At 64.4% G+C, this 25,519-nt stretch carries 28 protein-coding genes; 12 read left to right on the top strand and 16 right to left on the bottom strand.

What is annotated here, in order from left to right; genetic code table 11:
* Positions 1–97 precede the first annotated feature (97 nt).
* The 10 genes from VWP12_RS09445 to VWP12_RS09400 form a co-directional block, all read right to left on the bottom strand.
* Positions 98–1,558, bottom strand: a complete 1,461-nt coding sequence (locus VWP12_RS09445) for a helicase HerA-like domain-containing protein (protein WP_410473916.1) — start codon at positions 1,556–1,558, stop codon at positions 98–100.
* A gap of 184 nt (positions 1,559–1,742) precedes the next feature.
* Positions 1,743–2,336, bottom strand: a complete 594-nt coding sequence (locus VWP12_RS09440; protein ID WP_410473915.1) for an SCO family protein — start codon at positions 2,334–2,336, stop codon at positions 1,743–1,745.
* Between the two features lie 4 nt (positions 2,337–2,340).
* Positions 2,341–3,204, bottom strand: a complete 864-nt coding sequence (locus VWP12_RS09435) for a cytochrome c oxidase assembly protein (RefSeq protein WP_410473914.1) — start codon at positions 3,202–3,204, stop codon at positions 2,341–2,343.
* A 26-nt stretch (positions 3,205–3,230) separates the two neighbouring features.
* A complete protein-coding gene (cyoE, locus tag VWP12_RS09430) occupies positions 3,231–4,157 on the bottom strand; it encodes a heme o synthase (protein ID WP_410473913.1) in 927 nt (308 codons plus the stop codon).
* Complete coding sequence (locus VWP12_RS09425) at positions 4,154–5,179, bottom strand: COX15/CtaA family protein (protein ID WP_410473912.1); 1,026 nt, start codon at positions 5,177–5,179, stop codon at positions 4,154–4,156. Before VWP12_RS09425 ends, cyoE begins: the two co-directional genes overlap by 4 nt.
* A 31-nt stretch (positions 5,180–5,210) precedes the next feature.
* Complete coding sequence (locus VWP12_RS09420; protein ID WP_410473911.1) at positions 5,211–5,771, bottom strand: hypothetical protein; 561 nt, start codon at positions 5,769–5,771, stop codon at positions 5,211–5,213.
* Positions 5,771–6,607 (bottom strand): SURF1 family protein, encoded by an 837-nt coding sequence (locus tag VWP12_RS09415; protein WP_410473910.1) that lies wholly within the window; start codon positions 6,605–6,607, stop codon positions 5,771–5,773. The genes VWP12_RS09420 and VWP12_RS09415 overlap by 1 nt, the downstream gene beginning before the upstream one ends.
* Positions 6,608–6,661: 54 nt before the next feature.
* Complete coding sequence (ctaD, locus tag VWP12_RS09410) at positions 6,662–8,293, bottom strand: cytochrome c oxidase subunit I (RefSeq protein WP_410473909.1); 1,632 nt, start codon at positions 8,291–8,293, stop codon at positions 6,662–6,664.
* Complete coding sequence (coxB, locus tag VWP12_RS09405; RefSeq protein WP_410473908.1) at positions 8,290–9,429, bottom strand: cytochrome c oxidase subunit II; 1,140 nt, start codon at positions 9,427–9,429, stop codon at positions 8,290–8,292. Before coxB ends, ctaD begins: the two co-directional genes overlap by 4 nt.
* A gap of 865 nt (positions 9,430–10,294) precedes the next feature.
* Entirely contained in the window at positions 10,295–10,492 is a 198-nt protein-coding gene (locus VWP12_RS09400; protein WP_410473907.1) for a CsbD family protein, read from the bottom strand.
* A 197-nt stretch (positions 10,493–10,689) separates the two neighbouring features.
* Between VWP12_RS09400 and VWP12_RS09395 the strand changes: the two genes are divergently transcribed.
* Entirely contained in the window at positions 10,690–11,007 is a 318-nt protein-coding gene (locus VWP12_RS09395; RefSeq protein ID WP_410473906.1) for a cupin domain-containing protein, read from the top strand.
* Positions 11,008–11,189: 182 nt separating this feature from the next.
* Complete coding sequence (locus VWP12_RS09390; protein ID WP_410473905.1) at positions 11,190–12,107, top strand: formylmethanofuran dehydrogenase subunit E family protein; 918 nt, start codon at positions 11,190–11,192, stop codon at positions 12,105–12,107.
* Between the two features lie 15 nt (positions 12,108–12,122).
* Here the strand turns inward: VWP12_RS09390 and VWP12_RS09385 are convergent, their stop codons facing one another.
* Positions 12,123–12,974: an HD-GYP domain-containing protein gene (locus VWP12_RS09385; RefSeq protein WP_125199030.1), complete on the bottom strand. Its 852-nt coding sequence runs from the start codon at positions 12,972–12,974 to the stop codon at positions 12,123–12,125.
* Between the two features lie 172 nt (positions 12,975–13,146).
* On the opposite strand from VWP12_RS09385, the gene VWP12_RS09380 reads away from it, so the two are divergent.
* Entirely contained in the window at positions 13,147–14,073 is a 927-nt protein-coding gene (locus tag VWP12_RS09380; RefSeq protein ID WP_410473904.1) for a DUF808 domain-containing protein, read from the top strand.
* Between the two features lie 87 nt (positions 14,074–14,160).
* Here the strand turns inward: VWP12_RS09380 and VWP12_RS09375 are convergent, their stop codons facing one another.
* The gene (locus VWP12_RS09375) at positions 14,161–14,721 is read right to left on the bottom strand and encodes an SgcJ/EcaC family oxidoreductase (protein ID WP_410473903.1); all 561 of its coding nucleotides are present in this window, start codon (positions 14,719–14,721) and stop codon (positions 14,161–14,163) included.
* A 397-nt stretch (positions 14,722–15,118) separates the two neighbouring features.
* Here VWP12_RS09375 and VWP12_RS09370 point away from each other — a divergent pair, with 397 nt between their 5' ends.
* On the top strand, positions 15,119–15,343 hold the full coding sequence (locus VWP12_RS09370; protein WP_125199027.1) for a hypothetical protein: 225 nt from the start codon (positions 15,119–15,121) through the stop codon (positions 15,341–15,343).
* Between the two features lie 100 nt (positions 15,344–15,443).
* Here VWP12_RS09370 and VWP12_RS09365 read toward each other — a convergent pair whose 3' ends face one another.
* Complete coding sequence (locus VWP12_RS09365; RefSeq protein WP_410473902.1) at positions 15,444–15,995, bottom strand: NUDIX hydrolase; 552 nt, start codon at positions 15,993–15,995, stop codon at positions 15,444–15,446.
* Positions 15,996–16,007: 12 nt separating this feature from the next.
* Positions 16,008–16,622: a BMC domain-containing protein gene (locus tag VWP12_RS09360; RefSeq protein WP_125199025.1), complete on the bottom strand. Its 615-nt coding sequence runs from the start codon at positions 16,620–16,622 to the stop codon at positions 16,008–16,010.
* 367 nt (positions 16,623–16,989) lie between these two features.
* On the opposite strand from VWP12_RS09360, the gene VWP12_RS09355 reads away from it, so the two are divergent.
* The 4 genes from VWP12_RS09355 to VWP12_RS09340 all read left to right on the top strand — a co-directional run bounded on the left by VWP12_RS09355 (position 16,990) and on the right by VWP12_RS09340 (position 19,116).
* Positions 16,990–17,955 (top strand): diguanylate cyclase, encoded by a 966-nt coding sequence (locus VWP12_RS09355; RefSeq protein ID WP_410473901.1) that lies wholly within the window; start codon positions 16,990–16,992, stop codon positions 17,953–17,955.
* Entirely contained in the window at positions 17,955–18,569 is a 615-nt protein-coding gene (locus tag VWP12_RS09350; protein ID WP_410473900.1) for an arylesterase, read from the top strand. Before VWP12_RS09355 ends, VWP12_RS09350 begins: the two co-directional genes overlap by 1 nt.
* A 97-nt stretch (positions 18,570–18,666) precedes the next feature.
* Positions 18,667–18,810, top strand: coding sequence for a DUF3096 domain-containing protein (locus VWP12_RS09345; protein WP_125199022.1), 144 nt, complete (start codon positions 18,667–18,669; stop codon positions 18,808–18,810).
* Between the two features lie 48 nt (positions 18,811–18,858).
* Positions 18,859–19,116: an SHOCT domain-containing protein gene (locus VWP12_RS09340; RefSeq protein WP_125199021.1), complete on the top strand. Its 258-nt coding sequence runs from the start codon at positions 18,859–18,861 to the stop codon at positions 19,114–19,116.
* Between the two features lie 100 nt (positions 19,117–19,216).
* Here the strand turns inward: VWP12_RS09340 and VWP12_RS09335 are convergent, their stop codons facing one another.
* A complete protein-coding gene (locus tag VWP12_RS09335) occupies positions 19,217–19,855 on the bottom strand; it encodes a Spy/CpxP family protein refolding chaperone (RefSeq protein ID WP_410473899.1) in 639 nt (212 codons plus the stop codon).
* Positions 19,856–20,316: 461 nt separating this feature from the next.
* Between VWP12_RS09335 and VWP12_RS09330 the strand changes: the two genes are divergently transcribed.
* The 3 genes from VWP12_RS09330 to VWP12_RS09320 are packed head-to-tail and all read left to right on the top strand — an operon-like array spanning position 20,317 to position 23,420.
* Positions 20,317–20,967 carry a phosphoribosyltransferase gene (locus VWP12_RS09330; RefSeq protein ID WP_410473898.1) on the top strand — a complete coding sequence of 217 codons (651 nt, stop codon included), beginning with the start codon at positions 20,317–20,319 and terminating at the stop codon, positions 20,965–20,967.
* Complete coding sequence (locus VWP12_RS09325) at positions 20,957–21,604, top strand: dienelactone hydrolase family protein (RefSeq protein ID WP_410473897.1); 648 nt, start codon at positions 20,957–20,959, stop codon at positions 21,602–21,604. The genes VWP12_RS09330 and VWP12_RS09325 overlap by 11 nt, the downstream gene beginning before the upstream one ends.
* Before the next feature lie 7 nt (positions 21,605–21,611).
* On the top strand, positions 21,612–23,420 hold the full coding sequence (locus tag VWP12_RS09320) for an adenosylcobalamin-dependent ribonucleoside-diphosphate reductase (RefSeq protein ID WP_410473896.1): 1,809 nt from the start codon (positions 21,612–21,614) through the stop codon (positions 23,418–23,420).
* Here the strand turns inward: VWP12_RS09320 and VWP12_RS09315 are convergent.
* Positions 23,417–24,544, bottom strand: coding sequence for a CapA family protein (locus tag VWP12_RS09315; protein WP_410473895.1), 1,128 nt, complete (start codon positions 24,542–24,544; stop codon positions 23,417–23,419). The two genes, VWP12_RS09320 and VWP12_RS09315, sit on opposite strands and share 4 nt — an antisense overlap.
* Positions 24,545–24,643: 99 nt before the next feature.
* Between VWP12_RS09315 and VWP12_RS09310 the strand changes: the two genes are divergently transcribed.
* Positions 24,644–25,507 carry a nuclease-related domain-containing protein gene (locus VWP12_RS09310; RefSeq protein WP_410473894.1) on the top strand — a complete coding sequence of 288 codons (864 nt, stop codon included), beginning with the start codon at positions 24,644–24,646 and terminating at the stop codon, positions 25,505–25,507.
* The last annotated feature ends 12 nt before the right edge of the window (positions 25,508–25,519 follow it).

The raw sequence follows: 25,519 nt of genomic DNA, 5'->3' as shown, positions 1-25,519 counted from the left end.
GATTTCCGGATGGCCGCTTTTTTGTGCCTGTGTGGCGCCGATATGGAATCGGTGTGCCTCGCCCGTGGGGCGTTGAGGGGTGATAACCCAGCCGCGCTTATCGTTTTCCCGATAACGCGCCGAGCAGGCCACGCACCAGGTGGCGACCGAGCTGGGTGCCGAAGCTGCGCGCGGCGCTTTTGAGGAAGGCGACGCCGGCCGAGTCACCACGGGATGTCGACTTTCCCTTTGTCTTCGACGGCGCATCGGCTTGCTCGTCCAGTTCCTTCTGGCGCGTCTCGGTACGCCGAGCCAGCTCCTCGTAGGCCGAGTCCCGGTCGTTCACCGTGTCGTATTGCCCGGCAAGTGGCGATCGCGACAGTACCTCGGCGCGTTCCTCGTCAGACAACGGCCCCATGCGCGAGCGGGGCGGCACGATCAAGGTGCGTTGCACCGGCTGCGGACGGCCCTTGGCATCCAGTATCGATACCAGCGCCTCGCCGATGCCCAGGTCCGTCAGGGTCGCTTCGACGTCGAGACCGGGGTTGGCCGGGAAGTTCTGGGCCGCGGCACGGATCGCCTTGCGGTCCTTGGGCGTGAAGGCGCGCAGGGCATGCTGGAGCTTGAGCCCGAGTTGCCCCAGAACCGTGTCGGGCACGTCGGTGGGGCTTTGCGTGACGAAGTAGACACCGACTCCCTTGGAGCGGATCAACCGCACCACCTGCTCGATCTTCTCCAGCAGCGCCGGCGTGGCCTGATCAAACAACAGGTGCGCCTCGTCGAAGAAGAACACCAGCTTCGGTAGTGCCGCGTCGCCAGCCTCGGGCAATTCCTCGAACAGCTCGGCCAGCAGCCACAGGAGGAACGCGCTGTATAGCCGCGGCGAATCGCGGTAGAGGCGGGTGGCATCCAGCAGGCTGATCACGCCGCGCCCCGAGAAATCCGTGCGCATCAGGTCCTTGAGTTCGACGGCAGGCTCGCCGAAGAAGTGATTGCCACCCTGTTCCTGTAGGACCAGCAGACGGCGCTGGATGGCCCCGATGCTGGCCGGTGCCAGATTGCCGTATTCCTGCGAGAGCTCGCTGCGATGCTCGCCCATCCAGTTCAACAACGAGCGCAGGTCCTTGAGGTCGAGCAGCAGCATGCCTTCATCGTCGGCGATGCGGAAGGCCGCGTAGAGCACGCCCTCCTGGGTGTCGTTGAGTTCGAGCAGGGAGCCGAGCAGCAACGGCCCCATTTCCGAGACGGTGGTGCGTATCGGGTGGCCGGACTCGCCGAACAGGTCCCAGAACAGCACCGGCGAGGCCTCCGCCTGGTAGTCCGGCACCGGGATGCGCTCAACCCGCTCGTCGACCTTGGGATGAGGCTTGGCGGCGGCCGCCAGTCCGGAAAGATCGCCCTTGATGTCGGCGGCGAAGACCGGCACGCCCAGCCGGGAGAAACCTTCGGCGAGGATCTGCAGGCTGACGGTCTTGCCGGTGCCCGTCGCCCCGGCGATCAGGCCGTGCCGATTGCTCATCCGGCCCAGTTGGTTCACGGCATGGCCATCGGCCCCGCCTACCAGCACGTGTTCGCTCATCGTCGTGGCTCCCTGTCGACGCATGGAATGCCATCGAACATACACCAGCGCCTCGAGGCAGGCCATCGGGGTCGATCGCGCTCTCGCCTGTCACCCTCACGGCCGCGCCGCGCGGCCATTCGTCAATAGGTTCAGCTGACCCAGACGCCGCCTCAAGGAGAACGGCCCTCGTGCCGAGGCCGGATCAACCGGACGATTGCTCGATCAGGCGCCGGAGATCCTCGGTGATATTGGCGGTCCTGGACTGCTCGTCGATCAGCAGGCGGACCTTTCCCTGCGGGCCGAAGACGAATACCGCGCCGCTGTGATTGACGATGTAAAAGCCGTCCTCACGCGGCTCTTCGTAGCTGAAGGCAACGCGGTAACGCTTGGCCACGGCTTTGAGTTGCTTCTGGGTGCCGGTCAGGCCGACGAGGTCGGGGGTGAATTCGGTGACGTAGTCGTCGAGCACCTTCTTGTCGCGCTTGGGGTCGACCGCGACGAACAGGATCTCGACCTTGTCGGCCTGGTCGCCCAGCTCCCGGGTTGCGGCGGCCAGCTTGCTGAGGGCGACCGGGCAGACGTGCTGGCAGCTGGTGTAGCCGAAGAACATCATGGTGACCTTGCCGCGGTAGTCTTCGGCGGTGACCGGTTGGCCGGTGTGGTCGGTCAGTTCGAACTCGAGGTCCGGCATGACGCCGGTGATGTTGTGGCCGTGCCACTGGTTGGATGCCTCCCCGCTGCAACCGAGCAGGAACAGGGGCAGTAGCCAAAGGATCAGATGTTTGGATCGCGACACGATCTCACCTCGCACAGCCAAGGGTGGGGGAAACGGGTTTCTGTACGTGACGGCTCCGGCGGTTCCATCGATGCACCAGCACCAGTCCACCGACGACGCTCATCATCGCCGCGGGAACCCAGGTGAGCAGGCCGCCAATCGCCTGGTCCGTCAGGGGTGTGATCGGCAGGATGCGGCCGCAAGCCGCGTAGATGCCGAACAGGTCGTGGTCACTCAGGGCGATGTAGGCGCCGAGGGCGATCTGCGGAAACATCACCAGGAACAGCACCAGCAGGCGGTAGCCGTAGTGGCGCATGTCGCTCGCGCCCGGCGCGCGCAGGTTGAAGATCATCCACCAGAACAGCAGCCCGTCGATCGCCATGCCCCAGTTCATCGTGTTGTAGAGCGGCACGTTGAGCATGGCGTAGAAGTGCACCGACGGGATCAGCCAGAAGTAGATCAGGCCGACGAAGATCGCGCCCGCCACCAGCGGCTCCTGGATCGCGGCATACAGGCGGCGCAGCAGCCAGTTGCGTCGCAGCGGCGCGACCACGGAACGATGGATGGGCTCGGGCAGGCCGGCCCCGAGAATCGCGGCCGGCGCCGAGACGGCGATCAGGAACGGGGCAACGTGGTGCAGCACCAGGTGCTGCAAGCGATGCATGAAGAAGCTGTGCTGGCCGTAGTAATCGAACTGGGTCTGCAGCACGACATACATCGCCACCAGCCCGATCCAGAACATCACGGCCTGGCCCAGCCCGCCACCTGCCTTGCGCCAGCCCCGTTGGTAGAGCAGGCCGGCGCCGATACAGACCAGCAGCACCGTTGGCGAGAAGTCGTACGGCTGGAGGAAGGCGACGGTCTGCTCGAGGATGGTTGGCAGCGTCATGATTTCCTCCCCCGCGGTCGGTCAGGTTAACCAAGCACTGCCGGCAAGGAACCGAGCGGCAGGTAGTGATCGGCCAGCATCAGGGCGAACAGCGCGGTCAGGTAGGTGATCGAGAAACCGAACAGCTTCATGGCCTGCCGGTCGCTGTCGACGTGCAGCAGCCGCCAGGCGCGCAGGATGAAACTGCCACCCAGCAGCGTGGCACCAACCAGGTACACCGGGCCGCTCATGCCCACCAGCACCGGCAGCAGGCTGACGGGCAGCAGGGCGATCGCGTAGTACAGGGTTTGACGCTTGGTGTAGGTCACGCCGTTGGTGACCGGCATCATCGGCACCTTGGCGGCGGCATACTCCTCGCGCCGGGCGATCGCCAGCGGCCAGAAATGTGGCGGCGTCCAGACGAAGATGATCAGGAACAGGGTGATGGCCTCCCAGCCGACCACGCCGGTGACGGCGGTCCAGCCCAGCAGGGCCGGCGCCGCGCCCGAGGCCCCGCCCAGCACGATGTTCTGCGGCCCGATCCACTTGAGATAGCGGGTGTAGATCACGGCGTAGCCGATCAGGGTGAACAGGGTCAGCACGGCGGTGAGCGGGTTGACCGCGAACCACAGCAGGGCCAGCGAGGCCGTGCCGAGCAGGCTGGCGAAGATGGTCGCCGCGCTTCTCGACACGTCGCCGGTGGGCAGCGGCCGGGCCTTGGTCCGGCCCATTTCCGCGTCGATCTCGCGGTCGGCGATGTGGTTGAACGCCGCCGCCGAGAAACCGGCGAGGGTAATGCCGGCGGTGCCGGCCAGGAGCAGCGTCCAGGGCAGATTTCCCGGCGGCGCGGCCAGGAGCATGGCAACCAGTGCCGTGAACACCACCAGCGAGACGACCTTGGGCTTGCACAGCTTGACATAGCTGCGCCACGGGAAGGCGCCGATCGCGGCAACCGTCTGGGCTCGAACGTTCATGTGCACACTCCCTTCGGTGCCTGACCCATCGCGGGGGTCAGCGGATGATTGAGGTGGTGATTGAGCGCGAGGACCGCCAGCAGCAGTAGCGCGGCGACCGCGTTGTGGGCGTCGGCCATCGCCAGGGGCAGTCCGAACAGGACATTGGCGACGCCGATCGATATCTGCAGCCCCAGCAGGGTGCCGATGGCCACGGCCACTCGCGGCGCCACTGGGCTTGCCTTGATCGTCAATGCCAGCAGGGTGATGAACACGACCAGCGCCCCCAGTCGATGAAACCACTGGGTGGCGATCAGGCCGGGGCCATGCAGGTCGTTCACTTCGTGCAGACCGAAGACGGAGCCGTAGTCTGCATCCGGCCACCACTGGCCGTTGCAGGTGGGGAAGCCGCTGCAGGCCAGCCCGGCGTAATTGGTCGAGGTCCAGCCGCCAAGGAAGATCTGGCCAATCAGCAGCACCAGGCCGATTGCGGCGAACCAGCGCATGCCGGGGCTTACCGTCGATGATGGCAGCGGTGTTGCCCCGGCCTCACGCAGACATCGGTGGCGGTTGTCGAGCCATATCCACCAGAGCATGGATAGCACGGCCATGCCGCCCAACAGGTGGGCGGTTACCACCACGGGCTTGAGCAGCATGGTCACGGTCCACATGCCCAGCAGGGCCTGGAACACGACCAGCGCGGCGAGGGTGGACAAGAGGGCCCGATGGCGCTTGTACCACCAGCCGATCGCCACCAGCATCACGATCAGCAGGCCGAGGGTCCCGGCGGCATAGCGGTGCACCATTTCGTTGAGGGCCTTGCCGGCCTCCAATGGCTGGTCGGGGTAGAGGGCGTTGACTTGGCTTTCATTGGCCTGGGCCGAACTAACCGTCAGATGGCCGTAGCAGCCCGGCCAGTCCGGGCAGCCCAGGCCGGCATCGGTCAGGCGCACGTAGGCGCCGAGCACGACCACCACCAGGGCCAGCACCGTGGCCAGGTAGGTCAGGCGACGGTAGACGCGGCCGGAACCCGTGCTTTTCATACGTTGCTTTGCCGAGTTGAGAATCACCACGTTAACCCTCCCCGGCCAGTCGCAACAGGCGCTCCAGGTCCTTCAGCAGTCCCTGCGGATCGAACCCGGCGTCGTAGCGCAACACCAGGTAACCCTGTCGATCGACCACATAGACGGACTCGCGTGCCAACGGCCATTGGTTGCTTTCGAGCACCTGCAAACCCTGGTCGAAATCCGCGGGTCGGCCAGTGCCTGCCGGCTCCAGCAGGACCCGTTGCACGACCCGCATCCCTTCGTCCTGCGCCAGGCGAACCCGGCGGAGGGTGTCCATCAGCGCGCGGCAATCCGCGTCGCAGCCGGCCTGGTTCTCGCCGGCGGGCACGTGATAGAGCAAGGTCCATTTGCCCTGGAAAAGGTTGGCGTCGACGGGCTCACCGTCGAGCGTTACCAGTCCTGTCACCGGCACCTTCTCGGCGGGGGTGATCAACTCCCCGTGTTCGAGTCCGCCCCGTTTCTCGAACGGCTGGAGGGTGTACATGGTCCACGAAGCGGCCAGCGGCAGGATGAAGATCGCCGCCAAGCTCAGAAGAATGATCCATTGCCGTCGATTGGCATGCGTCATTACTGCGTCCAATTTGCGTTTCTCCCTTGTTTGCCCCGGTGCAGGCCGTGCCACAGGTACACAATCACCAGTACCACCGCGAATCCGAACCACTGCGCCGCGTAGGCGTGATGCCGCGACGGGCCGAACTCATGCATGACCTCGACCTTGTGTGCCGCGACCTCGGAGCCGTCGGGATAAAGCACGACCGGCCGCAACCGGTAGCCCAGTTCCTTTTCCAGCGTCCCGGGTGCCGCGGTCTGTACCACCTTGGGCCAGCCGGCGGCGAAGGTCTCGCGATCGGACAGTTCGAACGGTGGTGGCTGGGGCGTCATGGCCAGACCGGTAACCTGCACCGTTCCGGTTGGTGCCCCGACCGTGGGCAGTAGCTCGCGGCTTTCGCCTTGCGCTATCCAGCCCAGGTTGACCAGTACCGCCTCGTCGTCCGTGATGCGCAACGGCGCCAGCACCTCGTAGCCCGCGCGGCGATTCCGTACCCGGTTGTCCAGCAGGAACAGGTGCTCGTCGTACCGGCCGCTGGCCCGGGCGTGCAATGGCACGTTGGTGGGACCGAGTGATCCGATCGGCACCGGCGAGGCTTGCGTTGCAGCCGACTCGGCTTCGAGCAGATGCTGCTTTTCCGCCGCCCGCTGTACCTGCCAGACACCCAGCCCGACAAAGACCGGCAGCAGGACCAGCGTCGCGAGGCTTTGCACCAGGGCAGGGCGGAATCGATGCCCGCCGGGGGTGGCGCCCTTCGCCGATGCCGTCCCTTCGGTGAGGTCAGCCGTTCGGTTGTCCCTGGCCGTTGCCATTTTCGCCCCTCGCCTTGTCGTGCTGTCGCGCGCGTCCTTCATTGGCGACGAGATCCCGTTCATTGCGCGCTGCGGCCGAGTCGTCTCACGTTCGCCTCAGTGGTAGCCGTGCGGGCCTTCGTCATGAATCGTCTGGCGAGACGGGGGCTCGGTGAACGTGTGGTACGGCGGCGGAGAGGACAGGGTCCATTCCAGGCCTTTTGCACCATCCCAGGGGCGGTTGCCCGCCTTCTTGCCGCCACGGATCGTCTGGATTATCAGCCAGATGAACAGCAGCTGGGAGAAGCCGAAGACAAACGCCCCCACGGTCGAGATCATGTTGAAGTCCATGAACTGCAACGGGTAGTCGGGAATCCGGCGAGGCATGCCGGCCAGCCCGGCGAAGTGCATCGGGAAGAACGTGACGTTGACCGAGATGGCCGACAACCAGAAGTGCCACTGGCTGAGCTTCTCGTTGTACATGTGGCCGGTCCACTTGGGCAGCCAGAAATAGACCCCGGCGATGATGGCGAACAGCGAGCCGGTCACCACCACGTAGTGCAGGTGCGCCACGACAAAGTAGGTGTCGTGATACTGGTAGTCGGCCGGCACGTCGGCCAGCATCAGTCCGGAAAAGCCGCCGATCGTGAACAGGAAGATGAAGGCGAGCGCCCAGAGCATCGGCGCCTCGAACGTCATCGACCCGCGCCACATGGTGGCGACCCAGTTGAATATCTTGATGCCGGTGGGGATCGCGATCAGCATCGTGGTGTACATGAACAGCACTTGTGCCTCGACCGGCAGGCCCACGGTGAACATGTGGTGCGCCCAGACGATCGCCGACAGGAAGGTGATGGCGATGACGGCCCAGATCATCGACGTGCGCCCGAAGAGCGGCTTTCGGCTGAATGCCGGCACGATCTCCGAGACCACGCCGAAGGCCGGCAGGATCATGATGTACACCTCGGGGTGACCGAAGAACCAGAAGATGTGCTGGAACAGCACCGGGTCGCCGCCGTTAGTGGCATCGAAGAAGGCGGTGCCCAGGTGCCGATCGGTCAGGAGCATGGTGACCGCGATGGCCAGCGTTGGCATCGCCAGCAGCAGCAGAAAGCCGGTGATCAGCCAGGTCCACGTGAACAGCGGCATGTCCCAGAGCCTCATCCCCTTGGCGCGCATCTTCAGGATCGTGAGGATGATGTTGAGTGCACCGAGGATCGAGGAGATGCCCATGATGTGGATCGCCATGATCACCCAGTCGATCGACGGCGGGGCGTAGGTCGACGAGAGCGGCGCGTACAGGGTCCAGCCGCCGCCGGGCGCGCCCTGGGGCATGAAAAAGCCGATCCACAGCATGATCGCCGCCGGCGGCAGCATCCAGAAGGCCCAGTTATTGACCCGCGGCCAGTACATGTCGTCCGCGCCGACCTGCAACGGCACCATCCAGTTGGCCAGCCCCGTCAGCCCCGGCATGATCGCCAGGAAGATCATGGTCAGGCCGTGCATGGTGGTTAGCGAGTTGAAGAACTGCGGCTGGGTCAGTTGCAGCCCCGGCTGGAACAATTCGGCTCGGATGACCAGCGCCATGACGCCACCGACCAGCAGCGCCACCAGGGCAAGCACCAGGTACATGGTGCCGACGTCCTTGTGATTGACGGTCAGCAGCCAACGCAGCGGGCCTTTTCTCGGCCCGTGATGGCTGTGCTCGTGTTCGATCTGATCGACTACAGAATCCGCTGTTTGATTCATCGTGCCGCCTCCACTGCTTCCGGGGTGACCAGGTCACCGGTGTCATTGCTCCAGGCATTGCGCTCGTAGGTGACCACGGCCGCGATCTCGCGATCGCTCAGCTGGTCGCCGTAGGCCTGCATGACCGGGTTTTTCTCGCTGCCGTGGATCACGATCTTCAGGTGTCCCTCGACAGGACCGGTGGTGATCTCGCCGCCTTCCAGCGCGGGGAAGGTGCCCTCGATGCCCTTGCCGTTGGCTTGGTGGCAGGAGGCGCAGGCCGAGTCGTAGATCTTCTTGCCTTGCGCCATGGCCACCTCGCGGTTCCATGGGCCGGAAGCCTCTTCGGCCTCCGCGGCTGCAGCCTGCTTCTTCTGGGCCAGCCATTCGTTGTACGCCTCTGGCGTTACCGCCTCGACGACAACGGGCATGTAGGCATGCCCCGAACCGCAGAGTTCGGCGCACTGGCCGCGGTAGGTGCCGGGTTCGTCAATACGGATGTCGGCGTTGTTGAACTGGCCGGGGACCGCGTCTCTCTTGAAGCCCAGCTGCGGTACCCACCAGGAGTGGATCACGTCGTCACTGGTGATGCGCAACCGAACGTCCTTGCCCGCCGGGACAACCAGCGGGTTGTCGACATCGACGAGGTAATTGGGGGCATCGGCCGGTGATTTCTCGGCGTTCAGCTGGCTGGCATCGCGGCTGCTGGAGGAGAGGTTGCTGAAGAAGGAGATGTCCTCGTCGGGATAGACGTACTCCCATTTCCACTGGGAGCCGTGTACATCGACGATGACGTCCGGTTCTGGCGATGGTGAGTTGGTCTTCAACAAAACGGCCGTGGCAGGAACGGCCACGGCCACGAGGATCAGTACCGGGATGGCGGTCCAGACCACCTCGACCACGGTGTTTTCCGAGAACTTGGCCGCCCTCGCTCCGCGAGATCGCCGATGCCGGATAAGCGACCAGATCATGACGCCGAACACGCCGACACCGATCGCCACGCAAACCCAGAACAGCAGCATGTGCATGTCGTAGGCGTCGCGGCTGACTTCGGTGACCCCGCGGGTCATGTTGAAGGCGCTTGGTTCCTCCTGCGCAGCGGCAACGACCGCCGTGGACAGGGTGGTCAGAGCCAATAGCAGTTTTTTCCACATCATCGCGGCCCTCCTTGGCTTGAAAGCTCTCGGTATGGGTTGGCGGAATCAGAAACCGTTTCTGGTAATTTAGAAATCCATTAAATACTTAACTTTATGGTTTTCTCGAAATGCGTTGGTTACACAAATAGCACAGTTATTGGTTCTTAGTACAACAGACGTTCCATTGCCACACAATTACCGAAAGTGTTTAGTTATTTCAGAAGCCCGGGTTTGCGTGAGGCGATGGTCTTCGCAGACCCGCGAGGGTGCGATTCCGGGGTGGCGCGTCGGTTCTTTCGTACCATGCTGGCGCCATCCGGCTGGCCAGGAATAGCTATGAATTCGTTGTGCCTCGTCCCTGTTGGTGATGGCGCGTGACTAAAGACCGGACGTGGACGGTGGTTATGTTCCGAGAAACCGCGTGATTGATACGGTCTTTTGCCCCGGTAAATTCCGCGCTGTCATTGCGGGTATTTCCCCGAATCCCGCATGGGTGTGGCGATTGTTCGCTGGAAGAGTGGACCTGGCTTCGCCTGGGATGGGCAAACGACGTGTCGATTTAGCCGGATACTATCCGAGACGGATTATGTTCCCGCTGCCCGAAGCGGTTTCCCCGATTGCTGCCGATCGTCCAGTGCCATTGTGACCGGGGGCGAGGGTTCCTCAATTGCCGGTTTGGCGCTTATGTATGGCGAGAGAGGCTCGCGGTGCATGTGCCCGGGGGCGGTCGGGCTTCCATTGGTCGGGCTATGTTGGGGGGAAGGGTAATGCCCAGATTGGCTGGCGGATGGCTGGAGTACGCCCCGGCTCGTGAAGGAAGACGGCTTGCTTGAGCAGGGACGTGAGTCAATCAGGCCGCTGACAACAGCGGCCCGCGGTTGCGCATTCAGAGCTTGCGCTCGAACTCCTCGACCTGCTTGCGCGCTTCGTCCTTGCCAATGCCATACCGTTCCTGCACCTTGCCGACCAGGTAATCACGGTGACCTTCGGCCTCGTCTAGGTCGTCATCCCTCAGATCTCCCCATTCCTCCTTGATACGGCCCTTGATCTGTTTCCATTTGCCTTTGATGCGGTCTGAATCCATGAGAATTCCTCCCAGTGAATAGGAAAAGGCTTGCCAAACGCGCTCGCGTCGCGGAGCGCTCAAGGAATCTAGTATGGATGTCGCTCGGTTATCAAATGCGCGAAGACAGACCTATCGACGAGCTGCGCATCCGTCCTTTTGCGTCGCCCATTCACGTGGTTGCCGTTGCATGTTTCCACTCAGGAGAGACGTGATCCATGACCGCCAATCTGTTCGAAAACATGCCCGCGCACCTGACGGAAGAGTGCTTCGACACGCTGGTCGAGGCCGAGCACGTGTTGGTGGAACGCATCGTCTCGCACGGTCACACCTCGCCGGCCTCCGGCTGGTACGACCAGGCTCGCCACGAGTGGGTGGTCGTGCTGAAGGGGAAAGGCGTGGTGGCATTCGAGCACGGCGAGGAGGTCACCCTTGGCCCGGGTGACCATCTCAGCATTCCCGCCCACACTCGGCACCGCGTTGCCTGGACCGCACCGGACGAGGATACGGTCTGGTTGGCGGTGCATTACGACTGACGGTCGCTCGCCTAAAACCTGAGCCTGTCCAGTAGACCCGTTAAACGACGGGTCTTGTGGTTTCCGGTGCTGCAAGGCCTATGCTCGTTGATGGGCAGGGTGGCGCGAGATGTAGGTGATGAGGCGCGAGACCTGTCCACGGTGCCGGGTGATCGAATGGACAGTCGTGGAGGGTCAGTGCCATGAAATCGAGTTGGACAAGATTTGCCGCGGGGCTGGTCGCGTCATTGGGCGTGATGGGCCTGTGGGGGACGTGGTCGGCAGCAATTGCCGACGAGCCGACCTTCGAGCAGGGTCGGACGATGTTCATCGAGACGGGCGTTGAGGCGCCGGATCGCGAGCCGACCTGGTACGCCTCGATGGTGGCGAGACCCCACGCGCCGGTGTTCGAGATGCTGGCCACCCGCGGCACGCAGGGGCGCTATTACCCCTACACCTACCCGGTTACGCTCAAGGACCTGGTGCGTTTCCACGGTCACGATTGCGAGGGCACCACGCACGCGGCCAACGCGGCCTGGGTGGCCTTCCAGACGTTGTTCCCGGACGGAATCATCGATCGCAGCGTGCTGCGTGGCATCAGTGGTACCTCGCCGTGCTGGTCGGACGCGGTCGCCTACCTGACCGGGGCGCGCCTGCAGTACGGCACGCTGGGCTTCTTCAAGGACACGCGCTACAGCCACGCCATCCTGCTGTACCGCGAGGACACGGACACCGCCGTGCTGGCGACCTGGAAGCAGGGCATCAACAACATCCCGGGCGAGCCGGTGATGCTGCCGGGCAAGATCGACTGGGAGCCGACCGTATCGATGGAGAAGGTCAACGCGCTCAAGGCGGTGGTCAAGCAGGCCGGTGGCAACCCGACGCCCTACCAGGTCGACTTGATGCGCCATTACCAGTGGCAGCATATCAACGACATCCTCGAACACCCGCTTGAGCAAAGTTACCAGGCCGAGGTGATCGAGGACTTCCAGTGGGAAGAGTGGGTCGACCCGGAGAAGACCATCGCCGAGCCGCACGTGCGCGGCGACACGAGGTTGAAGAACTACCCCTACCGCAGCCGGCCGGTGGTGCCGGAAGACGAGGTGGAAATGCCCGAGTAGGGCAGGTCACCTTCCCTAGAAGAAGTACTTGCGGATCTGGCGCTCGAGCAGTTCACGTGAGCGCCGGGCGTCACCGTTGAAGTGCAGTTCGTACAGGCGGCGGGCGATGGGACGGAAGGCCTCGACCACCTTGGGGTCGAAGTGGCTGCCGGCATCGTCGCGGATGATGCCCCAGGCCGTCTCGAAGGACATGGCCTCCTTGTAGGGGCGCGGTGAGCACAGTGTGTCGAAGACGTCGGCGACGGCGAAGATGCGGGCACCGAGCGGGATGGCCTCGCCGGCCAGCCCGCGCGGATAACCGCTGCCGTCCCATTTCTCGTGGTGACACGCGATCACGTCGCGGGCCTCCTCGAGCGAGGGGATGCCGTCGACGATGTCCTCGCCCTGTGGGACATGTGAGCGCATCAGCGCCATCTCGTGGTCGTCGAGCCGGCCGGGCTTGAGCAGGATGCGATCCGGCACGCCGATCTTGCCGACGTCGTGGAGCAGGGCGCCGGAGAGCAGGGCGCGCATCGCCGCCTTGCCCAGGCCCATGCGCTCGCCGATGGCCATGGCGATGTCGGTGACGCGGTAGTTGTGATCGCCCGTGTCCGAGTCACGCTTGGCTACCGCCTTGCCCATGGCCTCGAGCAGGGCGACGTGGGAGCTCAGCAGGTGGCGCGACTGGCGGTCTTGCTCGTTGTTCAGGCGCACCACCATCGGGTAGATCATCGCTCCGCAGGCGATCGCCGCCAGCGCGGCGAACAGGGCGGCCGTCAGCGCGCCATCCCCCGGCACGATCAGCCACGCGCCGCTAGCCGCGACGATGGCGAGCGCGATGCTCACCACGGCGATCAGGTTGGCTGCCTTGCGTTGGTAGGAATTCATTGCCGCTTACGTTGCCAAAAGACCCGCGTGTGGGGCGAGGGGCGTTATCTTCGCATGCCTTGGGTGCGCAGTGGGCGCACCGACCCGTCGGACGCGAGCCGGTGCGCCTGTGCCACACTGCGTGACGGATCGAACGGGATTTTTTCACGAGAACTAGTAGGGAAATCGAACCATGGCCACAGCCGGGCTGCTCGCACTGCTCGACGACATCGCCACGCTGCTCGACGATGTCGCCGTCTACTCCAAGGTCGCCGCCAAGAACACGGCCGGCGTGCTCGGTGACGACCTGGCGCTCAATGCCCAGCAGGTCAGCGGTGCCGGCGCGAGCCGTGAGTTGCCGGTGGTCTGGGCAGTGGCCAAGGGATCGTTCCTCAACAAGCTGATCCTGGTGCCTGCGGCCTTGCTGATCAGTGCCTTCCTGCCGTGGCTTATCACCCCGCTGCTGATGCTCGGCGGGCTGTTCCTGTGTTTTGAGGGCGCGGAGAAGATCGCCCACAAGTGGCTGCACAGTCCCGAGGAAGACGAGGCGCACCGCAAGGAGGTGCTCGAGGCCGCCGTCGACGGGAAAAAGGACATGAAGCAGGCGGAGAAAGCGCAGATCAAGGGTGCGATCCGCACCGATTTCATCCTCTCGGCCGAGATCATCGTGATCGCGCTGGGCGCGGCGAGCGCGGCAGGCATCTGGACCCAGGCCATGGTCGTGTCACTGGTGGCGCTGGTGGCCACCGTGGGCGTCTACGGGCTGGTCGCGGGGATCGTGCGCTTCGATGACTGGGGGCTGGCGATGGTGAAGGGTGCCGGAGGCGATGCCTGGGGACGCTTCAAAGAAGCGGTCGGGCGCGGCATCCTGGTGGCGGCACCGAAGTTCATGCGCGGGCTGTCGGTTGTCGGCATGGTCGCCATGTTCCTGGTCGGTGGTGGCATCCTGGTCCACGGCTTGCCGTTCCTGCACCATCTGCTCGAATGGATCGATCCCGGTTTCGAGGGTCTGGCCGGGCTGCTGGTCCCGATGTTGTTCAACGGGATCGTGGGCCTGGTTGCCGGCGCGATCGTGCTGGCGGGCGTGACCGGATTCCAGCGGATTCGCAAGGCCCTGTAGGGCGCTTGGCCAACCGGTTCGTTGCGACCTGAAAAAACGCCCGCCAAATTGGCGGGCGTTTTGGTTTGATCGTTGCGATCGCGCTGATCAGTCGGTCGGCATCATCGAGGAGTGGTGATGCACGATCAGCCAGCGGCCGTCGCGGTTCTCGTAGACGAAGGTGTAGCGGGCCGGGACGTCGCGGGTCTCGTCCCTGTCGGTGACGCGAAAGGTGTAGGTGCCGGCGTCGGTCAGCTTGTTGCAGCCGAGCTTCACGTTGCGCGTGTTGATGGTGCCGACCGGGTCCTTCTCCAGGAAGTGCTCGAAGTAGTCCTGGATTTCGGCGTGGCTGGTGCGCGGCACATTGGAGACAGTGGGCAGCAGCACGCCGTCCTCGGCGTACAGCGCCGTGACCTTGGCGGCGTCACCGGTCTGCAGGGCGGCGTTCCACTGGTTGAACAGGTCTTCGGCCAGGCGGCGCGTCGCCGGGGCGCAGATCACGCAGCTCTCGTTGGCGGGCACGTCGATCGCGTCGTAATGGCTGCCGGTGCCGGTGACCGAGCGGTAGGCATCGCGGTGGGACGAGCCCAGGCTCAGGCGTGAGTTCGGCGCATCGTCGGCGCTGAGAAAGCGGGTGCCGCTGATGCGCGGGCGGTTGCTGCTGGTCACTGATCGGTCTCCGTCACGATTCGATGGGGCCGGGAAATCCTGCCAGAAATGATGTCTGGAAGTTCAGCGGGAAAGCCCTCAAGAAGCCCGCCATTGTAGGGATTCCGGGCGTCGATGTCATTTCCGGCAGCACCGATCAATGGTGGGCCGCATACATACCTTGTTCGACAACTTCGAAATCACGGCCCGGGGCCTGTGCCCGCCTGTGGCCGTCGTTCGTCGAGAACGAATGCTGCGAGAATCGGGGCTCGGTTTGCTTCGATATTTTTCCATGACACAGCGGTGACGAGTGGCCTACAGTGGACCAGTGGGCGCCTCGGAGTGTTCCGGGGCTGTCACTCACCACGGTCGGCCGCCTTTTGCGGTACGGCCTGATCACGACAAAGGTGTGATGCTCATGGCAGAGAAGATGGACGCGGAACGCGGTTTCTACCGCAACGGCAACATCCTGGTTGAACAGGCCACCGACGGCATGTATCTGGTGCAGCGGCCCGCACGGCGACCCCGCAAGGGATCGACCAACGGACGCATGACGGTGCCGGGCGACATGGAGACCCTCTACGAGACCACGGTGTTCGACGACGCGGTGGACCACGCTCGCGGCCTCGCTAAGGCAAGCTAACGGCCTTCTTCGGGCCGCCCAGTGCGACCCCATGACGAGAAAGCCCGGATCCATTGGATCCGGGCTTTTTTGTGCCGACTGGTGTCGTGCCAGTGGGGGATCAGCGCATCTTGCGTGTCTTGTCGACCATGCGCAGGGTCGAGCGGCTGTTGTTCAGCCGCGTGACCATGGAGACGGGCACCCAGCGCACCTCGAAGGATTCTTCATTGCCCGGCGCGGGGACGTTGTCATCCACTTCCACCAGGTAACGGATATCGATGTGGTGGTGGGGCATCGCGTCCGGGTGCGGCTCCTGGGTGGCGTGGATGTCGACATCGAAGATCTCGTCACCGACCAGCCGGACATGCTCGGGTGATACACCCGTCTCCTCGACGCACTCCTTGAAGGCCACGTTGCGCATGTCGGTATCGCCGTCGGCATGCCCGCCGGGCTGCAGCCAGCAGTCGAGCTTCTTGTGGTGCATCAGGAGCACCGCGGTACGCGAGGGATTGACCACCCAGGTGGACGCCGAGACGTGCGCCGGCAGATGCTCGCGGTAGAAGGTGTCGGGGTGCGTGGCAACGAACTGCCGCGCGCGCTGGACGAAGGCGGCCTCGTCGAGGTAGCGCGTGTCGTAGCGGGCGAGTTGGTCAAGCAGGTCGCAGCGATGCATGAGTCGGCGCCCCTAGGTCATGGCGGGGTTCTTGACCGCGGCGATGGCCGCGCGGGCGGCCTCGTCGACGTTGCCCTCGGTGCCGGCAATCGTCAGGCGGCCGTACTTGCCGACGGCCCGTACGTCGATCAGCGAGATATTGGCCGCCTTTTCCGCCTGGTTGGCGGCGTAGACGACGTAACCGGCCGGCTCGACCTCGAGGATGAACATGCTCTGATCCGGCAGGATCATGTTGCCGCGGCGGTTCTGGCGGTTGATCAGTACCGTGTGGTCCGGCGTCATGCCGCGGATGATCTCCTGCCACGCGATCTCGCAGGGCTGGCGCTCGGTCTGCTCGCGGCCAAGGTACTCGAGCACGGTGTTGCCGGCCTGGACCACGTCGCTCTGCACGCGGTGGTGGATGACCATCGAGCCGAAGGCCCGCTCGACTACCTGCTGCGCCAGGCGCACGCTGGAGGCCTTGAGCGCGATGTCGGTCAGCCGGTGGACGGCCATCCCCGGCGAGACCTCGACCCACAGGCAGGCATCGCCCGGGACCGGCAAAAAGCCCTGGGACGCCGTCGCCAAGTACTCCGCCAACTGGGGCTGGAGCGAGTCGATAAAGACGTACGTCCGAAGTTCGATCATCGAGCGGGGACCTTGGCGCGAGCCATAACAAGTATCAGGAAAGGTCGAATGGCGGCGAGTCTACCATCAGCAGGAACCGGGAGGAATTGCGATCCCTTATGGTTGCCATACGGTAAACGAGGTCTGCACGAATCTCATACCGCCCGGCATCCCGATGTCGTGACGTGTCCACTGGCACGTCGACGACGTTACGCCAGGTCACAAGTGACGCGCCGGGGCAGGGCGGCATCGGTTTCGTGCCGGGCGTGCCACGACCCACAAAGCCGCGTGCGCGGGCTCGCGCGAGGTGTATGCTTGACCACTACACTCGGGATTCGACACGGTCGGTGAGCCATCGACCCCGTCCCAGAGGTGAGGGTCTCGAACGATGACCGACAAATCCGCTGATGTCCTGCCTTACGACGATTTCGACACTGCCTGCCGGGCGGTACTGGCGCACTTGAGCGAACGCACCGGCCTGGGGCTTTGGATGATGACCCGCACCGAGGGCGAGGACTGGCTCGTGCTCCAGGCCGAGGGGGATCGATACGCGGTGACGGACGGCGACGTCATGCGCTGGGCGGATTCGTTTTGCTCGCTGATGGTGGTGGGAAAGGGTCCGCAGTCGGCGCCACGCGCCGCCGAGGTGTCGAGCTATCGAGACGCCCCGATCGGTCGTCAGGTCCCGATCGGGGCGTACGTGGGGGTGCCGGTGATGCGGGCGAACGGCGAGTTGTTCGGCACCCTGTGCGCGATCGACCCCGACCCGCAGCCGGAGGCACTAAACGCCGAATTGCCCCTGGTTCACCTGTTCGCCCGGTTGCTGGGCAGCATCCTCGAGGCCGAGTTGCACGGTGTGGAGTTGGCGCGAACGCTCCAGGCCGTGCGGGAGGAGGCAAGCCTCGATCCGCTCACCGGGCTGCTCAACCGTCGCGGCTGGAACGAACGGGTGGAGATCGAGGAGCGTCGTGCAAGGCGTTATGGCAGCCCGGCAACGGTAGTCATCATCGACCTGGATCGCCTCAAGGAAGTCAACGACAACCAGGGCCACGAAGTCGGTGACGATCTGCTGGTGCGCGCCGGGCAAGCGCTGCGTGCGGCCATGCGCGACACCGATGCCGTGGCGCGGATCGGCGGGGACGAGTTTGCCGTGCTTTGCATGGAAAGTGGCGCCGACGCCGGTTGGCGCATCGAGAACAAGATCCGCGGGGCACTGGCCGAGGCCGGCATCGAGGCGTCGGTGGGCTGGTCGGCGCGCAATCCGCGCCAGGATATCGAGTCGGCCGTAATCGAGGCGGACCGGGCGATGCTCGACGAGAAACATGCCGCGCGGAACGAGGCGGCAAGCGATTGATGAACGGATTCGGACGATCACGCCGCTGGCTTTTGGCCATTGTCGTGCTGGCGCTGGTTGGCTGCGGCGAGCCGGCGCTCGAGCCGTTGCCGCGTGATGCGACCATTCTGGCGTTTGGCGATAGCCTGACCGAGGGGGTGGGGGCGCCGGCCGGGGCGGCCTATCCCGAGCAACTCGCCCGGCTTACGGGTTGGACAGTGGTCAACGCCGGTGTGGCAGGTGAGACCACGGCCGATGGCGTGACGCGTCTGCCGGAGGCACTCGAGACCCATGCGCCCGACCTGGTGATCCTGCTCATGGGCGGCAATGACGTGCTGCGCAACCAGGATCTGGCCGAGGCCAAGCGCAACCTCGCCCGGATGATCAACCAGGCCCAGGCGAAGGGCATTGCCGTGATGCTCGTCGGCGTGCCGGAGAAGTCCCTGTTCTCGCAGTCCGCTCCCCTTTACGACTCGCTGGCGGAGGAACACGGGGTGGTGCTCGTGGATGATCTGGTCGCCAGCCTGCTGCGTCGTCCGGGATACAAGGCCGATGCGGTGCACCTGAATGCCGAGGGCTATCGAGCCATGGCCGAGCGCCTTGCCGAGGTGCTCCGTGACGAGGGCGCCCTGTAATGTGTCGGCCAGGCCGGTGGACAACACCTGCCGGGCGCGGCACGATCGATGTCGTGGTTTACGGTTGTCACACTGACGACAAGGCAAGGAGAAAGGCATGACCTTCCATATCGAGTTTGTTCCTCTGATCTCGCTGGTCGCGGGCATCGCGATCCTGATCGTTCCCAAACTGCTCAACTACATCGTCGCGATCTACCTGATCACGATCGGGGTGCTGGGGTTGCTGGGTTACGGTTTCTGATAATCGCCCAGGTGGCGGGACCATTCCTGAATTCCACGGAGGCAAGGCATGTACGACTGGGGTTATGGCTGGATGCCGCATGGCGGCATGTACGGCGCAGGTTGGGTGCTGATGGTGCTCTTCTGGGTGCTGCTGATCATCGGCATTGTCGCGCTGATCAAGTGGCTGCTTTCCTCCGGCCAGCAGCGGCCATCCGAGCCGCGTGACGGTCGGCGCACGGCACTGGACATACTCAAGGAACGATATGCGCGCGGCGAGATCGACCACGAGGAGTTCGAGGAGCGCCGACGACGGTTGAACGATTGATGGCATGACACGGCATCCCGTGCCAGTCGCTAGCGACAAAGAGAAAGGCCGCCCCATCGTGGGCGGCCTTTCTGGTTTCGTGTCGGATCGAGAGTGACGATCAGTCCTGATCCAAGGCCTCGCGCATGCGCTTTTGCATCTCGATGCGTTCCTCGGCCATTTCCTGCTGGAGCTCACTGATCTCCCGAGACTTCTTTTTGATCGCGTCGAAGTCGGGTTCATCGGCGAGCTGCATGCGCTGGAGTTCGCGCTGGCGATCCTGCATTTGCTGCATGCGCTCCCAGTTCTGCTTCTGCTCTTCCTGCTGAAGCTCGCGGACCCGTTCGGCCTGCTTTTCGGAAAGGGGTTGGCCGGCCCAGCCCGATCCGGAGCCGTTCATCATCGGCCCGTAGCCACCACCAGGGCCCATCATGCCCGGCCCCATCATCCCGGGGCCGTAACCCGGCTGCATCATGCCTGGGCCGTAGCCACCGCCATAACCCGGACCCATCATGCCGGGGCCATAGCCGGTACCGGGGGCACACGGTGCGCCACCCTGCATCCCGTAACCGGGTCCATATCCCTGGCCATAACCTTGGCCATAACCGGGTCCGTAGGGGCCGGAGCCGTCCATCATGCCCGGTCCGTACATGCCGCGTCGCTGCTTGTCGTCATCGGCCAGTACCGCTGGGGCAGCGGTCAGCATGGTCGCGGCAAGACCGCAGGCGGTCAGTTCTCGTAACAATCGTTTCCTGATCATGGCACTTCTCCTCCTTGTTCGGGTTGAAGGCCTCGGGTCGCCGTAAACCCGCGGGTCAACCCATCACTCGGAGCGACATTGGCACCCAGGATGTGGCGACACGCGACTTCCTCAGACGGTCCGATCGAGGAACGCCGAGCGGACATCTGCAATGACGCGCTCGGTTGGTTCCCCGTATTGCTGATCACCCACTGACGTGGATGTCCCGGAACGCGGCTGGCCACAATGGCTCCCCTAATCGATAAGACCTCGACTTACGACGTTGGGGTAAGTGTGGCGCGACTAACAAACCGGCGTTCCACCATCAAACATAGTACAGCCAATCACCCTGTTATCGTTCGCAACCTACTGTTTGCCCGATAAAAATCCCCGTTAAAAAACAGCGTTCCTCGGCTGAATGGCTATAGTCATGTCAGACCCGATGAGTGGGTCCTCCATGCAGGATGTCTTGGGAGGGTGTCATGCGATTCGCCGATCGACGTGAGGCCGGCCGCCAGTTGGCCGAGGCCCTGGAGCGCTTCCGGGGCCAGCCCGGTGTGGTCTACGCGCTCCCCCGGGGAGGGGTATCCCTCGGCCTGGAAGTGGCGCGCTACCTGGATATGCCGTTGGACGTGTTGATTCCGCGCAAGATCGGTCACCCGATGCAACCGGAATACGCCATCTGCGCGGTGCCCGAGCAGGGCGCGCGGGTCTGCAACCCGCGCGAGGAGGCCGCCATCGATCCGAACTGGCTCGCGGACGCCGAATCGCGCGAGCGGGTGGAGGCCTCCCGGCGCCGGGCGCTTTACGGTCGGGCGGATGCGCCGTCGGTCACCGGCAAACTCGCCATCATCGTGGATGACGGGATTGCCACCGGGTTGACGATGCGAGCGGCCATTCGCGATGCCGACGCCCGCGAGCCGGCCCGGGTGGTGGTCGCCATCCCGGTGGTCCCGGCCTCGACGGCCGCGCAACTGGAACGGGAGGCCGACGAGTTGGTGGCGCTGGAGATTACCGATCAGTACCTGGGGGCGGTCGGTGCCTACTACGACAGTTTCCCGCAGGTGACCGACCACGAGGTGATCGCCATGCTGCAGGAGGCCACCGGCCGGGAGGTGGGCAATGAACGCTGATACGGAACAGAACGTCGAGATGCGGCTCGGCGGGGCGATTCATGAGGGCATACTCGGGTTGCCGGCCAAGCCTCGGGGATTGGTGTTGTTCGCCCATGGCAGCGGCAGTAGCCGACACAGCTCGCGCAATCAGTTCGTCGCACGCCAGCTGCGCGAGGTGGGACTGGCCACGCTGCTGTTCGACCTGCTGAGTGAGTCGGAGGACGAGGTCTACGAGAATCGCTTCGACATCGAACGGCTGGCCGACCGGCTTGCGCAGGCATCCGCGTGGGTGGCCGAACAGCCCGAGCTGGCCGAGCTGCCGCAGGGGTATTTTGGTGCCAGCACCGGGGCGGCCGCCGCGCTGAAGGCCGCCGCGCAGCTGCCCGACTCGATTCGGGCGGTGGTCTCGCGGGGCGGTCGACCGGATCTGGCAGGCGAGGCACTGCCTCGCGTGGTCGCCCCGACCCTGCTGATTGTCGGTGGGGCGGATACCCAGGTGATCGAACTCAACCAGATGGCCCGCGATCGCATGCAGGCGACCACCGAACTGGCCATCGTGCCGGGGGCCACGCACCTGTTCGAGGAGCCGGGCACCTTGTTCCAAGCCGCGCGGCTGGCGGCCGAGTGGTTCACCCGCTGGCTGATCCCGGCCTAGGTAACCCATGACGACGCAGGTCTTCGACACCGACATCGCTCGGCACATCTGGGCGACCCGTTATCGCTATGCCGACGAGCCGGGCATCGAGGCCACGTGGCAACGTGTGGCACGGGCACTGGCGACGGTCGAAGCCGAGCCCGCGGTCTGGGAGCGGCGGTTTGCCGATCTGCTGGCTGATTTTCGATTCCTGCCGGGCGGACGCATCCTCGCCGGGGCCGGTACCAACCGCCAGGTGACGCTATTCAACTGCTTTGTCATGGGCCCGATCGAGGATTCCATGGACGGGATCTTCGAGGCGCTCAAGGAAGGCGCGATCACCATGCAGCAGGGCGGCGGCGTCGGTTACGACTTCTCCACGCTGCGCCCGGCCGGCACGGCGGCGCGGCACGCCGGCACGATCGCCTCGGGACCGGTCTCGTTCATGCGTATCTGGGACAGCATGTGCGCCACCATTCTCTCCACCGGCGCCCGGCGCGGGGCGATGATGGCCACCCTGCGGGTCGATCACCCGGATATCGAATCGTTTGTCGATGCCAAGCATCGTTCCGGGGAACTGACGCATTTCAACTGCTCGGTGCTGGTCAGCGATGCCTTCATGGCCGCGGTACACGCCGATGCGGATTGGCCGCTGGTCTTCCCGGCCGCCGCGCTGGAGGGTGCGAGCGGGGAGGGCACGGGCGAAACGGTTCGGCGCGATTGGCCCGGGTTCGACGAGCCGGTCGTCTGCCGGGTGCTCCGCCGGGTGCGCGCCCGCGAGCTCTGGGAGCACATCATGCGGGCGACCTACGATCACGCCGAGCCGGGCGTGCTGTTCATCGACCGGATCAACCAGTGGAACAATCTGGGCGATCGTGAACGTATCTCGGCCACTAACCCCTGCGGCGAGATCCCGCTGCCGCCCTACGGCGCCTGTGATCTCGGCTCGATCAACCTGACGCGCTTCGTGAGCGATGCGTTCACGTCGCGGGCGACGCTGGACTACGACGGGTTGGAGGCGACCGTTCGCCTGGCGGTGCGTTTTCTCGATAACGTGATCGATGCCTCGTCGTTCCCGTTGCCGGCGCAGGCCGAGCAGGCGCGCGGCAGCCGGCGGATCGGCCTGGGCGTCACCGGACTGGCCGATGCGCTGATCATGCTGGGGCTGCATTACGAGAGTCTCGAGGCGCGGGAACAGGCCGGCGCGATCATGCAGTCGATCACGCACGCTGCCTATCGCGCCTCGATTGAACTGGCGCGGGAGAAGCGGCCGTTTGCGTACTTCGAGGTCGCTCGTTTTCTCGATCGGCCGTTTGTCCGCGGGCTGCCGGGCGACATCCGCGCCGGGATTGCCCGCGATGGCATCCGCAACAGCCATCTGACGGCGATCGCCCCCACCGGCACCATCAGCCTGCTGGCGGGAAACGTGTCATCCGGTGTCGAGCCGATATTTCGCCGTGAGTTGTGCCGATCGGTGCTCACCGGCGACGGCACGCGCGAGTCGTTTCGGCTCGAGGACCGCGCCTGGCAGCAATGGCGTGCCGGGCATCCGCACGGCCAGGCGCCGGACACCTTCGTCGAGGCCGAGGCCCTGCTGCCCGAGGCGCATTTGGCGATGCAGGCTGCGTTGCAACCGTTCGTCGACAGTGCGATTTCCAAGACCATCAACGTGCCCGAATCGATGCCGTTTACCGATTTCGAGGCCATCTACCAGCGAGCCTTCGAACTGGGGCTGAAAGGTTGCACCACCTACCGGCCCAACCCGATCACCGGCGCGATCCTGCAGGACGTCGACACGGCCACGCCGTGCTGCGGGATTGACCGCGAGTCCGACTAGTCGCTCCAGCGGTAGGAGAGGGTGTTGCCGGTATCGGTGACCAGCCCACCAAAGCGTTGCGCCTGCCGGTCGATCACGCCCAGCAGCCAGTCCCGGTCCGGTGGTGAGCAAGCCTGCAACTGCAACTGGCGGATCGCGAACGGATCGAGTTCGAGGCGCTGCAGGCGCCCCCGGCACAGGGTCGGGCGATAGAGCAGGGCTAGGTCGGATCGATACGGGGTGGTCTCGCCGATGCCCTCGTAGTCATTGATCAGATCGCCGCAGCCGTAAAGGATCAGGCGATCGAGGTGAACTTCGAACGCACGCGGGTGGTGCGAGGAGTGGCCGTGGACCAGGTCGACGTTCGCCTCGTCGACCAATGCATGGGCAAACCGCCGCTGCGTCTTGGGGATCTGGTAGCCCCAGTTGCTGCCCCAGTGGATCGAAAACACCACCGTGTCACCCGGTTGGCGATGGGAGTCGATGAGTTCGCCCAGCCGGTCGACGGCTGTCTCGTCGAGGTCGGGCAGGTAGTGAACGCCGGCACTCGACTCGTTGGCCGCCCAGTCGGCCGGGATGCCGCTGTCGCCGTGCCCGGCGGCGAATACCAGCAGCCGGTTACCTTCCGCCCCGGGCAGGATGGCCGGGCGCTCGGCTTCGTGCCGGTCCCGACCGGCGCCGACAAACGGGATACCGGCGGCCTCGAGGGTCTCGATGGTTTCGATCAGCCCCGTACGTCCCCAGTCGAGCACGTGGTTGTTGCCCAGCACCAGGCAGTCAGGCGCGATGGCCGTCAGGCAGCCGATATTGGCCGGTTGCATGCGGTAGTGGATGCCTTTGCCCGGCCACGGCGTGTCGCTGGTGGTGATCGCGGTCTCGAGGTTGAGGATGCGCCGTCGGGACGGGTCGGCAAGCGTGCCGAGTGCCGCCCCCCAGACATAATCGGCATCGGCATCTCGCGCCACGGGGCCATTGGCCCGCTCGGCCAGCCGGACATACTCGCGCGCGTCCCGGACGTAGTCCTCGTAGAGTACGGGGTCGGAGGGCGAAGCCATGATCTGGTCGATACCGCGCCCGAGCATCACGTCCCCGCCGAACAGTAGCGGCAATTCAGCGGATAGCTTCGTCGGTGCGAGATGCGACACGGTGTCTCCTGATCAACGTCGTGGCGTTGCCGGTCATGTCATTAAAGGCCAGATCGACCCGAAGGTCGATCGTTGCCGTGAGGGGAGCTCACTGGCCACGTGGTGGTATCGCCGGCAGGCCTTTTTGATTGCGATATGCTGCAATGGCGGATTCCCAGCCGTTTCCCGATCTTTCGTTTTTCAGAGGTGGTAAAGGAACCCATGAGATCACCTATCAAGGACAAGCCTCTGCACAATCCGGGTCAGTCGTTGGAACGACAAATCCAAGACGTGCTGTGGGATGAGGCACTTGTATATTTCGCAGCCGCTTTATTTCTCGTTCTTTTCGCAGCTCATGAATGGTGGCGTGAGTTGCGCGACATACCCCCAGCCCCTGGGGTAGCCACGGCGATTGCGGTCCTAGGCGTTGGTGTTGCTGTTTGGAAGATTCGGCGGGCTCTTAAGAAGGCAGGTCGGATGAGGCAGGGACTAGATGGTGAGCGGGCCGTCGGCCAGTTCCTTGAGTCGCTACGCGAGTCCGGCGCTCGCGTGTTCCATGACATTCCGGGGCCGAATTTCAACCTCGATCACGTGGTCATCCATCTTAGTGGCATCTATGTGATCGAAACCAAGACCTGGTCCAAGCCGGATCGGGGCGAGGCACGGCTGCTGTTCGACGGCTCGACCATCAAAAAGAAAGGCGCACCCGCAACAGATGCGCCCATCATTCAGGTAAGAGCCGCGAAACATTGGTTGACCGGTGTGCTTGAAGAGTCGACCGGGCGACGGTTCCCCATTCGTCCGGTCGTGGTCTTTCCCGGTTGGTATATCGAGCCGACCGCTGAGGCGAAGCGGAGTGATGTCTGGGTGTTGAACCCCAAGGCCCTGCCGGCGTTCATCGGCAACAGTGCCGGTCAATTGTCGCCGGAAGAGGTGAAGCTTTGCGCGTTCCACCTCAGCCGTTTCGTTCGCACGTCTGCCTGATCGGCCGGGGAG

The sequence above is a fragment of the Guyparkeria sp. TX1 genome, assembly GCF_046523965.1.
GTDB lineage: Bacteria > Pseudomonadota > Gammaproteobacteria > Halothiobacillales > Halothiobacillaceae > Guyparkeria.
This window is presented reverse-complemented; position numbering and strand designations above follow the sequence as displayed.